The organism is Cohnella mopanensis, from assembly GCF_022352055.1.
GTDB lineage: Bacteria > Bacillota > Bacilli > Paenibacillales > Paenibacillaceae > Cohnella > Cohnella mopanensis.
Genome location: NZ_JAKRWM010000013.1, coordinates 130,327 through 144,444, shown reverse-complemented (window position 1 = coordinate 144,444; position 14,118 = coordinate 130,327). Strand labels below are relative to the sequence as shown.

Below are 14,118 nucleotides of genomic sequence, written 5' to 3'. Positions count from 1 at the left end.
TCCTTTCTTAGCGTTTGCGTGATGAATGTAGCTTCATACGGAAGCTCTCGGCTAGAACCGCCAGCATGATAATGACGCCAAGGAAGGATTGTTCGAAATACACATTTGCGCCAAGCATAATTAATCCGTTATTGATTAACGCAATCATCAACGCGGCTGTTCCAAGTCCAATGGCGCTGATCGCCCCCCCGCTAAGAGCTGTGCCCCCAATGACCGCAACCGCGAACGAAATGATCATCCAATCACTTCCGGTTGCCGGCGTAGCTGAGCCCATACGCGATATCCATAACAAGCCTGCGACGGCAGCAAAAACTCCCGATAATACGTTGCCGAGCAGAACAATTCGATCCGTCTTGATGCCAGAATATCTCGCAGCGACGATATTGCCGCCCGTCGCGAGAATTTGTCTGCCAATTACCGTGTACTTGAATACGTACCACAAGACGATTAATGTCACGATCATTAGCCAGAACAAGTAGGGGATCCCCAGGAACCCGTCCCTGCCCATCAAAGTAAACCCTTTTGGAATTCCGGTGTACGGGTACCCTTTCGAAATCCCGAATACGAGGCCCGTGAAGATAAACGAAGTCGCCAGCGTTACAACGAAAGAATTCAGTTTCAAACGAACAATAAAAATACCGTTAATAAATCCCGCTATAGCGCCGACGATGATTGCTAGAATGACACCCATCCACCAAGGCAGCCCCCAGGTGTCCATAGCAACGCCCGCGGTCACGACTGAGAGACCGCCGATCGCGCCCAAGGACAAATTCATCCCGCCAATGACAAGCACGATGGCTTGACCTAAAGCCACGAACATATACAACGAAGTGGTCCTAAACACATTGAATAGATTGTAAGAGGATAAAAAACTTGAAGATCCAATCGCAAATACGATGAATAACACAAGCGTTGCTACGATTACACTTGTTTCGCTTCGCTTAAGGAGGGCTACCACAACGTTACTCTTACCTTTGACTTCTTTGTACTCTGCCGTTAACTCTATACTGTTCTTCATGCACGTGCCCTCCAGCTAAGAATTTCTCTAAATCGTCACAACTCCTATGAAGATAGTACTTTGATTGTCATCTAAAGTTAATGGAGATTTCCACGTTGATGGTCTAGATTTCCACTTTACATAGACAAAGCTGCCTTCCATATAGGAGAGGCAGCTTCTATCTTTCATATGATTCATTCAGGTTGAGCCATCATTCTCGTAATTTCCTTCGCTGCGGCGTCCAGCCCTTGCTTGGGGGAAATGTCCCCGATTATGATTCGCTGGAGATAGGGGTATAAAATATCAGACAAGGGAATCCATTGTTTAATAGGAGGAGGGGTACGAAAGTCCTCCGTTAGCGCCGTATTCAATACTTTGTAAAAATTCCGTTTGCGAGGATCCCCCGTCTTGGCATCGTTTAACACCTTTTCCCAAACGGACAAACGAACGGGGGTAGAACCGAGTTTCGATTCACTCGTCATGTTCTCCGCGCTCGTCAAAAACTTAACAAGTGCTGCAGCCGCTTGTTTATGATTACTTGACTTCATAATCGCGAATCCATGGGCACCGCCCCAACCTGGATGAACGCCGCTGGGTCCAGCCGGAGCGCGAAAAACATCGAACTTCCCCGCTACGGTTGAGCTTGTCGGGTCATCCAACGTGGAATACCATCCAGGCCACTCCGAATACATGGCCACTTTACCGCTTGCAAAGTTATATTCCTCTTCATCCCAGAGGTAATTAAGCATGTCTTTCGGCATTGCCCCCACAGAATACAAATCGCGTAAATATTGGGCAGCTTTCAATCCGCCTATTTCATTCAAAATCACTTTCTTATTCTCGTCGAAAAAGTCGCCACCGAATGCCTGCGTAAGTTCCATGAACCGGCCTGTGATCGCTTCTTCTTTACCGGCAAACTGTATGCCGGATAAGCCGTACTCTATCGTTGAGAAAAAAACCGCGATATCTTTCATTTGATCTAAGGTCTCAGGCGGGGCTAGATCATATTTATAGATGGCTTTGAATTTACTTTTGTTCGCTTCATCATTAAACAGATCCGTGCGATAAAAATACACGCTGATATCCGCCAATCTCGGAATCATAAGCTGATCTCCGTCTATCTTTCCGGCATACAGAATAGACGGGGAGAAGTCTTGGAGTTCATCATCCGTAAACCAAGAATTCAAAGGTTCTAAATCGTCGGCATACTGCAAAAAAAGGCTTGTATGAGTCGATATGACATCATAGTTAATCGAATGCTTGACGACATCTTGATTGATCTTCTTGTCCAACTCGTAATTATTCCCTTTAAAAGCGATCTCCACCTTGGCACCGGTATCCCGCTCGAATTTAGCAATTGATTCGTACAAAGGCTCGTACATTCCGCCGCCGATTAAGGCCGCTCTCAATATTATGCCTTCATAAACCCTTTTACCAGCGGCCAGATTGCTGTCCGCATCTACCCTTGGTTGAACGGAATGGCTTCCCGTTCCAGCCCTATTACTCCAAAGGGAAAGGGATAGAGCGATTAGAAGAATACTACAGAGGAGCACCCGATTCCTATTCAATTGTTCCTCACACTACCTTTCTCCGAACGGGAAAAGAAGCTTTTCATTCTCATCCGTGTACATATTGGCTTGGGTAATAACCTCTGACCCCGTATCGATGTGTGAATCGACGTTCATCTTGTTTAAGACTTTAACGGATGATTTCACAGCCAAATACCCCATATTGAATGGTTTCTGCACAACGATCGCCTGAAGTTCTCCCTCTTCCAGCTGACTAATTCCTTGAATAGAGCTGTCGAATCCGACCAGCTTCACCCCTCGTTGTAATCCCAAATCTTTTACAGCCCGAGCAGCGCCTTGTGTAGCCGTTTCGTTCAGAGTAATGATTCCGTCAACCGGATCATTGCCACTGAGAAGTTTTTTGGTGATTTCATAAGCCTTCTCCTCCTCGCCATTACAGAAGTAAGTGTCCATGATGTGGATTCCGGGAAAGCGTGCAAACGCCTGTCTTACACCGCTTTCCCTTTCATATAACGATGATGACTCTCTATCAGAATTAATAATAGCAACCCGTGACGAAGAGCTGAGTAGCGCAGCTGCCTCGGTCCCCGCTTTGTCTCCTGCTGCGATATTGTCTGTATAGATGGCGCTACTTGATAAACCACCTTTTACGGAGGAATCGATGGTGACAAGCTCAATACCTGCTTTTATTATTTTTTCGATCGTTGGAATCATCTTTTCATAATCAATCGGCGCCAGAATAATGGCATCGGGCAGTGGTCCATAATTAACGATGGTATTTAATAGGTTAATTTGACCCTCTACATCACTTTCCGTACGCGGGCCTACAATTTCAATATCAACCCCGAACTCCTTCGCCGCAACTTTGGTCCCTGCAGCTAATGCCTGCCAGAATTCCACGTTCGGATCGCTTGTCTTGGTAACGATCAAAATCTTAGGTTTTACATCCGATGCTTTTTTCGGAGCGAAATTAAAGAAACCAAATAGGATGATGAACAATGAGCCAGTTAGTAACAAGCCTATCAGCAATACCTTTTTTCTCGTAAACATCGTATCGCCTTCCCTAATCGATAATGGGGATGCAGACCGTTACTTCGGTCCCTGTCCCAAGGACGCTATTATAGCTCAACCCATAACGTTCGCCGAAGGCAAGACGCAATCGTTCGTTGACATTGGTAACGCCTACCCCTTTATCTTCGAAGGGTTGATCCTGTAATAAAATTCGTTCCCGTTGTTCTTCTTGCATCCCTATTCCGTTATCGATCACTTTGAGCAATATACAATCTTGCATAAGTTCGCCCGTAACTTGAATGATTCCTGTGCCGGTTTTGTATTTGATTCCATGATAGATACAATTTTCAACTAGCGGTTGCAAAATCAGCCTCAACGTTTTGAAATTCAAAATTCGATCGTCGACATCAATTTGATAATCCATAGACTTGTACCGTATTTTCTGGATCGTCAAATAATGTTTGATATGCTCCATTTCCGCCTGAATAGGAATGAGCTCGCTGCCTTTGCCAATACTGGCGCGGAACAAGTTGCCTAGCGCCACGGTCATCGTTACGACTTCTTCCATCTTGTTCTTTTCGGCCATCCAAACAATGGAACCCAGCGTGTTATAAAGAAAATGCGGATTGATTTGCGCCTGAAGCGCTTTCAACTCGCTTTTTCGTTTAAACTCTTGTTCCATCATAATGTGATCCATGAGTTCTCTTATTTTACCGATCATCATGTTGAAGCGTAAACTCAATTTACCGATCTCATTGACCGAAAGGATGTCTGATCGGATGTCGAAATTGCCTTTTTCAATTTCCCTCATGCACGACTCAAGCCTTTTCACCGGACTAGACAATCTACGAGAGAGCAGGACCGCCAAAGCCAAGCCAATCACCAGACATACAAAACCCCAGAGGAAAAACGACTGCTGCATCTCCTGTTTATTGCTCACAAGCTCATTCAGATAGGCAACACCGACAATGTTCCAGCCAAAACCTGATTTTTTGATCATATACATCCGGCTATCATTGCCTTCATCGGTTGTAAAGCTTCCTGTATTGGAATTAAGGACTTGGGATATCATTTCCGATTTCAGATTGCTGTAAAGGATTTGCTGCTGAGGATGATAGATGATTTTACCCACTTCATCCACGATAAATAGATAGCCGCTATTTCCTATACGGATATCGTTGCATATTTTGTTAATGACTTCGAAATCCAAATCGATTGAAAATACACCCAGACTTTGTTTGTCATCCGCGCTCCGAATTTCTCGGCTTAACGTGATCACCCAGCGGTATTCTTTTTGATACAGGTTTTGAATATGCGGCGGTGAGACCACAACTAACCCTTGTGCTTCCTTAGCTTTTACGAACCAAGATTGTTTGCTCACATTCAAATTCGGCTTCAAATTAGGATTGTCCCGATCGGATACATAAAGAGAGCCGTTGTCTCCGAATAACATGACCGACGTGATATCTTTATGAGAACTTAACACAGAATGGAAATAATCGCTGATTCTCCGTCTGGTTTCGTTATCGCTAACCAACTTAACATTTCTTGAGGATCGGATAAAGTCTCTAATATCCGCATTATTCAACGCCATCACGGATATATATTCCATACTCGAAATATAGGAATTAATGCTTGTATTGACTTGGTTGATAATCTCATTGGTAGAGTCCTGTGATTTCTTTTTTACTGCATCCGCTGACAAATGATAGGAAATAAAACTCAATATCAAAGTCGTTAATAAGATTAAACAGGAGAAAGCAACCGCGATACTCGATTGAATACGTCTAAACGCGAACAGGCGCAATTGTCAATTCCCCTCCACTTCAGGCTATGGATCGTTCCTGATTTTCCCGCGATATTCCGTAGGTGAAACGCCTGCTTTCTTCTTGAATATTAAGCTGAAATAATGAGGGTCTTTGTAGCCTGTATTGTGAGCGATTTCATAGGTTTTCAGATCGGTGCATTTGAGGAGCTCCATCGCCTTCTCGATCCGGATCCGGGTTACATATTCAATGAACGTTTCTCCCGTATAAGTTTTGAACACCGTACCGAAATAGCTCGGGCTGATCTGCACATGTTGACAAACATCCGACAAAGCTAATGTTTCGTTGGAAAAATGATCTTTGATATATTTCTCGGCCATCATGACTTTCGTCTTCGATAAATTGTTGCTTTGCCCGGATACGGATTCGACAATCTGTTTGCAAATTACAGATAACCATCGTTCTATTTCATCTAGCGTTTTGTATTGATCTATTTCCGCCAATCGCTCTATTGGATCTCCAAAAAGCTCTAATTGTCCGAATTCCTCCATGGTATCCTTGAGGGCCAAGCAAACTTTATGGATATAGAAATAACATTGTTTCATCGGAATGAATGAGTTCTTTAAATTTCGGATATAGTCTTCAATTGCCGTGTTGACTTCATTGCCCGTCCCTGTTCTTACGGCCAGGATCAACTTTTTCTCCCACTCCGGGTACATTGCAATGTGTGTACTTTGGTTGATATCAAGTTCGGGATACGTGATGACTTTATTTTTCCCTAATAAAAACCGGTTATCTAGCGCTGCTAATGCACTTTGATACGCTTGAACGATTCCTTGCAAGGAACTGATGGGATTGCCGATGCCGATCGTTACCGTAAATCTCAAATAACTCTCTACGCTCATCCGCGTCTCTTCCGAAAGAGCTTGAGCCATTCCCTGAACCTTAGATGTATCTTCATCGGATAGGATCACAACGATTCTGTCTTCGCGATTGCGAAAAACAATACTTTGATCTGACCCCATAATTTCTTCGATAATATTGTAGACCGCATAATACATCAACTCCTGTTCCGTCACGGACTGGGACAACTCTCGTTCTCCGAAATCATCCACATCAATAACGATCGCAACGTAACAAGATCCTGAAAGAGGGAGATTAAAAAATGCCAGCTTCTCCGCTATTTCTTTTCCCTTCATAGGCGCCGTGACCAAGCTTTCGAGAAACCGTTCTTTTAATAGAGGCAAGCTTTGATTCAATTGAAGCTTAAGCTTGCGGATGTCTTCTTTCTTTCGATTGTCTTCATCCATTTCGAGTTTGGCTTTATCCAGCACGTTTCGAAGCTGATTGGCCGAGAACGGTTTCAATAAGTAATCATACACCCTCAGCTGAATCGCCTGCTGGGTATACTCAAAGTCATCATAACCGGTCAGCATAATCACCTTGGTCAACGGATACTTATCCGCAATATGGCGAGTCAGCTCAACCCCGTCCATATAGGGCATGCAAATATCTGTCAGCACCAAATCGGGGATCCGATCTTCGAATGCTTTCAACGCTTCATTCCCGTTTTCAAAGCTTCCTATAAATTGAAAACCATGATTCTCCCATTGGATGAGATCTTCAATGCCTTCCCTTATTTCATCTTCGTCGTCAACGATTGCTATGTTGTACATGTTGCCCTCCGTCTGACTTAAGTCCGATTTCGACGTTAACATGGCTTTAGCTTTCAGACTTTTATTATAGGAATGTTCGTTAATACTGTATAGTACATCTTGCTTTTGTCGTTCGCGGCAAGCGGTGTCGCGAATACAAAAATTAATAGAAAAGAGCGTGCATTCGCACGATCTACAGAAGGCTCAAATATTAATTTCCTCATCGCATCTCGTTTGAAAGAACGGATTGATACGGGTATCCAAATGGTAAATCCAGTCATATCAATTGTTAAAGAGTACATTTGAATTCTTGACAAAAGTATAACCCGCCCTTAAAAGGCGACTTTTTGATCTAGTGTTCCTCGATAGCCTAATAAACGTACTTGGAACCAAGCCCCCAATAGTCATAATCATATGTGTTTGGATGTTGTATAAGGTATTTTGAACGTTTGATCCAATCGTTGAGTTTTTCCGATTTTGCTTTCATTTTCACTATATTTAATAACTCAGACAGCCTTCCAATTTCTTCAGCCACCCCAGATCTAACAAGATCTCCTGTAAAAACATAGAGGCTACCAAGAAAAAATAAAGTACGATTGCATTTTTCGTCATCAATTAACGAACAAATCATCGGTATATTTTCAAGACTATTTACAGCCAGTTCCCAATCTTGCTCTGGGATCTTCTCCCCACTGTATGCCCATGCTTTTATTTCTTCTTGTGTAGGATTCCAAGCATGCTGTGCATCTCTGAAAATAATCTTCATCTCCTTTTTTCCATTATCATGCTCCTACTGGCGAAATAATGGCCGCCGCAACGATAGAATTATCGTTCTCCGTTTATTCATCAGAACGTATATGCTTACCAAACAGATAGCCTTGTTCTAAAATCATTTTCGTCGGTAATATACTCAACTTTTTCAAAGCCTTTTCTGATGGCATTCAGATATAAATCATCAAGCATGTTGTTGTCCTTACAATAAACTGTGACATATGAGGAATCGATTACGATCAGCACCAACTGGCATTGGCTTTTTAAGAATTCTTCATAGGTGAGTACGTCCTCAATGATTTCACCTTTTGGATATGCCTTGAAATTTGCAAAAATTATATAATATCTGCTTGATTTAAGAATTTCGCTGAGGTCTTGCCCCTTCATTCCATATATCTCACCTTGGAACAAAGGTTCAAATTTTCCTCCCTCAGTGTCCTGATATGCTTCTTCTCCACCAATGTACCAATCGAAATTACTTATGTTGAAAGGCACCAGTACCTCCCCAAGATGGCTACCCCATTCGTTCGGTATCTCTAACTGGATCCCTCTTTTCATTTTTACCCTCGCTTCGGTTGTCTACTGCCCGTTAACGTTAAACTATCGTAACCGTTAATTCTATCTCTTGTCACTCGCCTACACTTACGTCATGCCGCATCCCTTGACTTCCCAACCAATCGACTAACATTTTCTGAATCCTGAGTCGTTCATCTAAAGGAATACTTTCTATCCTTTGCTCACTAAGAAAGTAACGCTTGTTGAGGTGTTCTGCCTCTCCAAAGACAAGAACGTCATATTCCCTTACTGCTGGCATCTCACCGTATATTATTACTATAGATTGACCTTCCACGAAGTAAATGTTTACACCTCGACCATGACTACGCCAATGAAACCCTGAAATATTAGGATTGATGTTATCTGTCTGAATTTCCACAAAACCACTATCTTTCACTGGGGACCTCCAATCCATAATGCTAACGTACTTCATTAACGCAATGGGCTGTCAGATTAAAAAATGCTTATTCCGCTTCTGATCCATATCTTGAATTGTTTGGAATCATTATTTCAGTTTTCCATTGCTTAAAGGAGTCATAAATATTTGTAACTGGCCAAAACGGTATCTGGTTCTACTGATCCACGCCATGTTAAATGAACCTGAACATATTTCTCTTCATCTATGTATTTAAAGAGATATTCATCCCTATCTCTTCTTCTTGCCACTATCTCAAGATTTCCCCCAAACAACACGTGGCTTTCACACATTTCTTTCTGTAATTCTTGAAAAATTTTATAGATTTTGATGATTGCCAGGGATCAAGAAAAATTTCTGATTGCATATCGACACCTCTTTTTATGGTCATGCAGACTATTCATTAATTGAAGTTATGTTCTCCGTTAGTTAAGTTGCATCTATATAGTTATCCATTCGTCTTCGTTGACGTTATAGCTGAGTTTAGCACTCACTACTGCATCTTCCATCGTATCGAAATCAAAATCTCCAATGACTTCCCAATTCATATCACAAGAAAAAAGATAAAACTTATTACTTTCTTCGTACTGACAAATTGCCATAGCAGTAATGGGATGTTGGTCGATAATTTCTTTGTTGTCATTCAATATCCCTACTATCCCATATTGGTTTGCCATAGAATTTGATGTATGCTAAATTACTTTTGCACCATCCAATTCAGTCGGAATCATCATTATCAGTCCTTCCTAACTTGTCCAACACCATTGCGATTAACGCCTTATTTCACTTACAACAGGTTTAGAGACCGAGACTATATCAATAATGTGATCAAGACAACTAATGCCATAGTGCATAAATGGTCCTGGAAAATCTTCTGACGCAAAAGTTCCAACAGAAATAAAATCAAGATACCTTGATTTCTTATAGATTCTAAATATCTTTCCTTCGAACTCCTCATAGTCATCCCAGGATGTATATGATTCATTTCGGATTGAATAAGCAACGTAAGTCTGAAAGTCAATTTGTATTAATGGGGAATTCTCGTCAACTTTGATTGGGTAAGAGTCTCCAAAGTTTTTTTCACCAATAATAAGGGGTTCAGGGTCTCCTTTTTCACTCTTGCTGAAGTACATTGTTAATGAATTTACTTCTGGCTCTTTTAGACCAAAGAAAAATATATCCTTTTGTTCCATCAAGTCTTTATACTCCAACACACAACCCCCACTTTAATCATTTTTAGTCATGCCCGTTAGTCCTGTGCACCAATCGAAATCGACTATACCCCCTTCTTCACGAATGCATTCGTACATTAAATTTATCCTCTCTGCGAGCTTTGAATAATCTTTAATTGTTAACACCTCTTTAGACTAACGTTCTCGTTTGTTCAATCCGTGATCCTCGTCAATGATCCACGAGAACTCTTTAGCAATATCGACAGCAATGATTGCAATGGCATGTTCTAATATGCCGCTAATGCTACTAGGTAAATCGATTTCAATTAAGTTTACCTATTCAACACTATCTAGTGTATGTATTGCATAGTTACCATCCAGATCGGCAGGAATGCCTCTTAGCCAGATTCGATCTCCATGAAGTTCTTTGCAGAATGTTAAATGCCTGACTTTTTCAAAATCCAGATTACTAGTTAAGTATTGCTCCAAAAGCCCCGACTTCACTTTTTTCGTGTAATCATTTGAATGGATACTTATATAGTCATACATAAACTTCACCTCTCCAATGTATTCTATATTCGTAAATATTCAACTGGATTCCATCTCTCTTATACTGCCCGTTTACTTCAGCGGTCAGCCTTTCCAATGTACAAACCAAGCGTCTGCCACGAAATCATTCCAGTAAAGGTCAAATCTCTTAGCTTCTACTTTCCACTCGCAGAACCCATTATCTGAACCAAACAATTCATATGTTATATATTCGGATTGCTCCTTACGGTCAAATTTCAGAATTTCCAACTCCCTGAAATCAGTACATTCTATTTGATGTTGAGTATTGCCTTCCAAAAATAACGTCGCTTTACTTGATATTGGTTGTGAAAAAACCAATCGGCAGTTATCTGTATTTTGCAACATCAAAAGGGTTAAGCGGATGCTGTGGCAGAATGTTGATTGATTCAATATCAACAATTATTTGATTTTCGGTTACCTCTATTTTTTCTACTACAGCATCATGAAAATCCAGCAAATCAAAGTAATCATCCGTTGTTGTATATTTCCATAGTTCCATCTCTCTCACCGCCATAAAATTGCTCATTTATACTGTAATAAAATAGTCACTTTAGCAATATCCCTTCCCGCCCATAACTTAAAGCTATATCCTGTTTCAAGTAAGTGCCAAGGTGCTTCATCTACAATAAAAGCTACATCAGCATAGGTATTCCACGATTCATCAATGAGTTCTGTAATTCTAACCAAGACAGTCCATGAATCACCATAGATTTTCTTATCAATTATTTCTCCGTATATGACTACAATGTCACGTAGCCATTCATTCATTGGAAATTTGCTTGGGTCTTTATCCCATTCGATAACTGCTTTGCAATGTCTTCTCTCCATTGTTTACCCCTCTTTATGTGAGTAAATGCTCCTCGATTATTGCATCGAGCTTTTCCCGCTCCAATCTTACCAAATCCTCAACTAATAACCTGTAGATCAGTCTTGTAACATTGGCAAATATCGCTTGACTGGAACCTATTTTGGCGTGAGCGCCTACATTGAATAGGAGTTTCCCTATTGGTAATGAATCAATATAATACTTATGTCTTAGTGTCACGTTAGAGACAACTTGCGCGTACTCCAAAGGGATTCCACTTAGAACCTCATCATTGGGCATTGCAATATTATCCAATAAAACCTCACCTGTGTTTGTACTGATAAGTCCTTCTACTTGTAATACGTCATTATTTTCAGGAATAAACAATGCTCCAAGCAATGCATAGTTACTAGCGTTCAGGTTTTTACGCAATTCAACTACAATAGAAATCGAAGAGTAGTCAAGTAAAATAGGATTTTTTGGGCTAATCTTATGTACAAATGTATCGATAGCGTCAATTGTAATTAGTGGAGGAATGTTAATCCAAAGTCTTAATTTATGATTCTTATATTCGTCAAATACATAAACTCCATTATCCATACGGGATTCCCCTCACTACTTCACGGTACATTTCATAATTGGCTAAAGATGTGTTCAAACTCTTGTTCACCCATGAGATATTGAATTACCTCTTCAATTCGCCTACGACTACACTCATCTACAAGCAGCATATCACTGCTCCAAAGATATTTACCGTTCAGACATTCGCCAGTTTGACTATTCTTTTCCGCAAGCGATTGAATATTTCTGTATGTATAGAATGATGCAATCCATCTTGAACCATCTTCAAACGTAACGATTACATCAGTATTATCGTCATTTATATTCCATTGTCCTTCTGCCCACTCTTCAGCTTCAATCCAAATGGTATACGTCGTATTCTTCAAACATTTCATCTCCGACTTTTGGTTTTATTTTAACAGATCGTTAAATGGTGTGAACCATTTTTTACCTTTATCCTGTCTGTGGATGCGCACAAGGCTAATACAGAAATCGTAATGATTAAAATGGTAATAATATTTCCCCTCCCAAAATATAGAAAAAGCCCTTCTCTGAGGAAGAAGAGCAAAACACCGTTACTTCTCGTTATTTTCCGTTCCAAACTAATAGTGAACAGCACTCCACATGTGTTGGTTGCGTAAAATGGACAACCTTTTGATGTGGCTACATTCGCTGAAATAAAAGACGTTTATAGCTTAAAGACTTGAAGCATCTCAAAGTTATTAGGTTTCAATCCAAAATCTTTTTACGACATTGCCGCCTCTCGGAAGCTATGTCTGATATTTACTGCCCCTATGACCCTCTTGTCATCGGATACTAAACAGTATGTTGAACTTGGAACCCAATCTTCAGGGATATACTCTCGATTTTCATTCTCAAGCAGGAATTGAATCCTACCTTCAAAGTCAGATGGGTCTCTGCCGATGAGCAGCACGACGCAATTCTGCACAAGCAGTAAAGGGTCCATCCGGCGGATAGCCTGGCGATCTTATTCTGCGTTTTTGATCTGATAGCTTCCGGTTAATCAACAGGCGTGCCACCAAATCAAAGTTTAGCGCTTTCGGATGCCCAATCCATATATTAAGTAGACTCTAATTACTTAAATATTTTATAAATTTAGAGAGTTCTTGTTCTTGATTGGCACCAAAACAATCTTTGTTTTGATACTTAAAAGATTTTACTACATCTCCTATATGCAATTCGATTTTCTTCTTGTCTTGTGCTACCAACTTATTAGTAATCGCTGAAAAAAGTACATAATCGATACTCTCATCCTCATATCTCTTAATTGATCGCGTGAAAGGATTCGATGTAGACGGGATAAAAAACATTCCGCTGTCGTTGTAAGCAACTACCCAAATATGCTTTGGGTCTATTGTGTCCTCAAGCAAATTAATGACATCCAAATTAGCACTTTGCATATTCGGAAGCTGTTCACGCACATAGTTCTTCATAACATCCTGAGCCACACCGGCAGAACGCCCCCCCTTTTTGTTCAGAAACACCATCACAATCACTCCAACAATCACCAGTACCACTGGTATAGCCAATAATCTTAAATCCATAGTAAATTTCTCCCTTTTTTATGTATTTTGTCGCAACGGGTATTTTAACCAAGGACTGTCATCATCTTCAATCAACTCTTTTGCAATTTCCATAATACCGTGCAGCATCATATTGGATCCGCCCCACATACATCTCCCAATGATATAGCCATCAGCAAGCTCTTTCCAGTCCAAATAGGCGTTCTGACATTCTCTATGGGCTTTACGAATATAATTCCAAGCTTCTTCTTCTGAGAGATATGCCATTTCATAACAGCAACGTGTAATCAAAACCAGTCGGCCCATATCCCAGCCAACAATAGATTGTGTGCTCAAGTCTACCCTTTTGTTGATATGCTTATTTTTAACCAGATCTTCGATTGTGTTGTTTAGATTTTTCATATAATTGTATGTATTTACCTTTTCATCTTCTTCCAAAACCGTCTCGTCAACGGCTGTGGATAGACCTGAAACAAATTGTTTGATGGCCTCAAAATAGATTCTATGCCCCCTGCTACTCAGCCATTCCAAAGTCATTAATGCAGTATCTCTATCAACAATGTCGTAGTAATCAGTAAGATTTCGTCTCATCTCATTTTTGTCAGACCCAGTATGCAAACTATCACAAAAGTACATAGTCTGTTCTGCATTGATTGCTCCGACATTCAAAGCAGCATACTGTTCTACAGTTAAAACAGAGGCATTGGGGTTCTTTCGATACTTTTTCTTGCTCAGTGCACCCACTAATTTTTTTAAAAAACCCATGT

At 40.8% G+C, this 14,118-nt stretch carries 16 protein-coding genes; all 16 read right to left on the bottom strand.

The annotated features are described in order from the left end of the window. Positions 1 to 7: 7 nt before the first annotated feature. The gene (locus tag L3D05_RS19185; protein ID WP_239617934.1) at positions 8 to 1,018 is read right to left on the bottom strand and encodes an ABC transporter permease; all 1,011 of its coding nucleotides are present in this window, start codon (positions 1,016 to 1,018) and stop codon (positions 8 to 10) included. A gap of 173 nt (positions 1,019 to 1,191) precedes the next feature. After that, positions 1,192 to 2,406 carry an ABC transporter substrate-binding protein gene (locus L3D05_RS19180; protein ID WP_239617933.1) on the bottom strand — a complete coding sequence of 405 codons (1,215 nt, stop codon included), beginning with the start codon at positions 2,404 to 2,406 and terminating at the stop codon, positions 1,192 to 1,194. Between the two features lie 171 nt (positions 2,407 to 2,577). Further along, positions 2,578 to 3,576 carry a substrate-binding domain-containing protein gene (locus L3D05_RS19175; protein ID WP_239617932.1) on the bottom strand — a complete coding sequence of 333 codons (999 nt, stop codon included), beginning with the start codon at positions 3,574 to 3,576 and terminating at the stop codon, positions 2,578 to 2,580. A gap of 13 nt (positions 3,577 to 3,589) precedes the next feature. Beyond that, positions 3,590 to 5,344, bottom strand: a complete 1,755-nt coding sequence (locus L3D05_RS19170) for a cache domain-containing sensor histidine kinase (RefSeq protein ID WP_239617931.1) — start codon at positions 5,342 to 5,344, stop codon at positions 3,590 to 3,592. Between the two features lie 24 nt (positions 5,345 to 5,368). Next, positions 5,369 to 6,979 carry a response regulator gene (locus tag L3D05_RS19165; protein ID WP_239617930.1) on the bottom strand — a complete coding sequence of 537 codons (1,611 nt, stop codon included), beginning with the start codon at positions 6,977 to 6,979 and terminating at the stop codon, positions 5,369 to 5,371. A gap of 349 nt (positions 6,980 to 7,328) precedes the next feature. Then, the gene (locus L3D05_RS19160; protein ID WP_239617929.1) at positions 7,329 to 7,724 is read right to left on the bottom strand and encodes a hypothetical protein; all 396 of its coding nucleotides are present in this window, start codon (positions 7,722 to 7,724) and stop codon (positions 7,329 to 7,331) included. 95 nt (positions 7,725 to 7,819) lie between these two features. Further along, positions 7,820 to 8,287, bottom strand: coding sequence for a DUF2691 family protein (locus L3D05_RS19155; RefSeq protein ID WP_239617928.1), 468 nt, complete (start codon positions 8,285 to 8,287; stop codon positions 7,820 to 7,822). Between the two features lie 70 nt (positions 8,288 to 8,357). Then, entirely contained in the window at positions 8,358 to 8,681 is a 324-nt protein-coding gene (locus L3D05_RS19150) for a hypothetical protein (protein ID WP_239617927.1), read from the bottom strand. 458 nt (positions 8,682 to 9,139) lie between these two features. Beyond that, complete coding sequence (locus L3D05_RS19145) at positions 9,140 to 9,346, bottom strand: hypothetical protein (RefSeq protein ID WP_239617926.1); 207 nt, start codon at positions 9,344 to 9,346, stop codon at positions 9,140 to 9,142. A 123-nt stretch (positions 9,347 to 9,469) separates the two neighbouring features. Next, entirely contained in the window at positions 9,470 to 9,910 is a 441-nt protein-coding gene (locus tag L3D05_RS19140; protein ID WP_239617925.1) for a hypothetical protein, read from the bottom strand. Positions 9,911 to 10,766: 856 nt separating this feature from the next. Further along, complete coding sequence (locus tag L3D05_RS19135) at positions 10,767 to 10,940, bottom strand: hypothetical protein (protein WP_239617924.1); 174 nt, start codon at positions 10,938 to 10,940, stop codon at positions 10,767 to 10,769. A gap of 23 nt (positions 10,941 to 10,963) precedes the next feature. Then, positions 10,964 to 11,269 carry a hypothetical protein gene (locus L3D05_RS19130; protein WP_239617923.1) on the bottom strand — a complete coding sequence of 102 codons (306 nt, stop codon included), beginning with the start codon at positions 11,267 to 11,269 and terminating at the stop codon, positions 10,964 to 10,966. Between the two features lie 13 nt (positions 11,270 to 11,282). Then, a complete protein-coding gene (locus L3D05_RS19125) occupies positions 11,283 to 11,846 on the bottom strand; it encodes a hypothetical protein (protein WP_239617922.1) in 564 nt (187 codons plus the stop codon). Positions 11,847 to 11,878: 32 nt separating this feature from the next. After that, positions 11,879 to 12,193: a hypothetical protein gene (locus L3D05_RS19120; protein WP_239617921.1), complete on the bottom strand. Its 315-nt coding sequence runs from the start codon at positions 12,191 to 12,193 to the stop codon at positions 11,879 to 11,881. A gap of 705 nt (positions 12,194 to 12,898) precedes the next feature. Then, the gene (locus L3D05_RS19115) at positions 12,899 to 13,372 is read right to left on the bottom strand and encodes a hypothetical protein (protein WP_239617920.1); all 474 of its coding nucleotides are present in this window, start codon (positions 13,370 to 13,372) and stop codon (positions 12,899 to 12,901) included. A gap of 18 nt (positions 13,373 to 13,390) precedes the next feature. Continuing rightward, a complete protein-coding gene (locus L3D05_RS19110) occupies positions 13,391 to 14,116 on the bottom strand; it encodes a DUF1266 domain-containing protein (protein ID WP_239617919.1) in 726 nt (241 codons plus the stop codon). Between the last annotated feature and the right edge of the window lie 2 nt (positions 14,117 to 14,118).

Bases quoted from the DNA above. Each gene is read 5' to 3' on its own strand.
- L3D05_RS19165 (WP_239617930.1), bottom strand. From the start codon at position 6,979: ATGTACAACATAGCAATCGTTGACGACGAAGATGAAATAAGGGAAGGC.
- L3D05_RS19125 (WP_239617922.1), bottom strand. From the start codon at position 11,846: ATGGATAATGGAGTTTATGTATTTGACGAATATAAGAATCATAAATTA.
- L3D05_RS19155 (WP_239617928.1), bottom strand. From the start codon at position 8,287: ATGAAAAGAGGGATCCAGTTAGAGATACCGAACGAATGGGGTAGCCAT.
- L3D05_RS19115 (WP_239617920.1), bottom strand. From the start codon at position 13,372: ATGGATTTAAGATTATTGGCTATACCAGTGGTACTGGTGATTGTTGGA.
- L3D05_RS19175 (WP_239617932.1), bottom strand. From the start codon at position 3,576: ATGTTTACGAGAAAAAAGGTATTGCTGATAGGCTTGTTACTAACTGGC.
- L3D05_RS19160 (WP_239617929.1), bottom strand. From the start codon at position 7,724: ATGAAGATTATTTTCAGAGATGCACAGCATGCTTGGAATCCTACACAA.
- L3D05_RS19110 (WP_239617919.1), bottom strand. From the start codon at position 14,116: ATGGGTTTTTTAAAAAAATTAGTGGGTGCACTGAGCAAGAAAAAGTAT.
- L3D05_RS19185 (WP_239617934.1), bottom strand. From the start codon at position 1,018: ATGAAGAACAGTATAGAGTTAACGGCAGAGTACAAAGAAGTCAAAGGT.
- L3D05_RS19135 (WP_239617924.1), bottom strand. From the start codon at position 10,940: ATGGAACTATGGAAATATACAACAACGGATGATTACTTTGATTTGCTG.
- L3D05_RS19130 (WP_239617923.1), bottom strand. From the start codon at position 11,269: ATGGAGAGAAGACATTGCAAAGCAGTTATCGAATGGGATAAAGACCCA.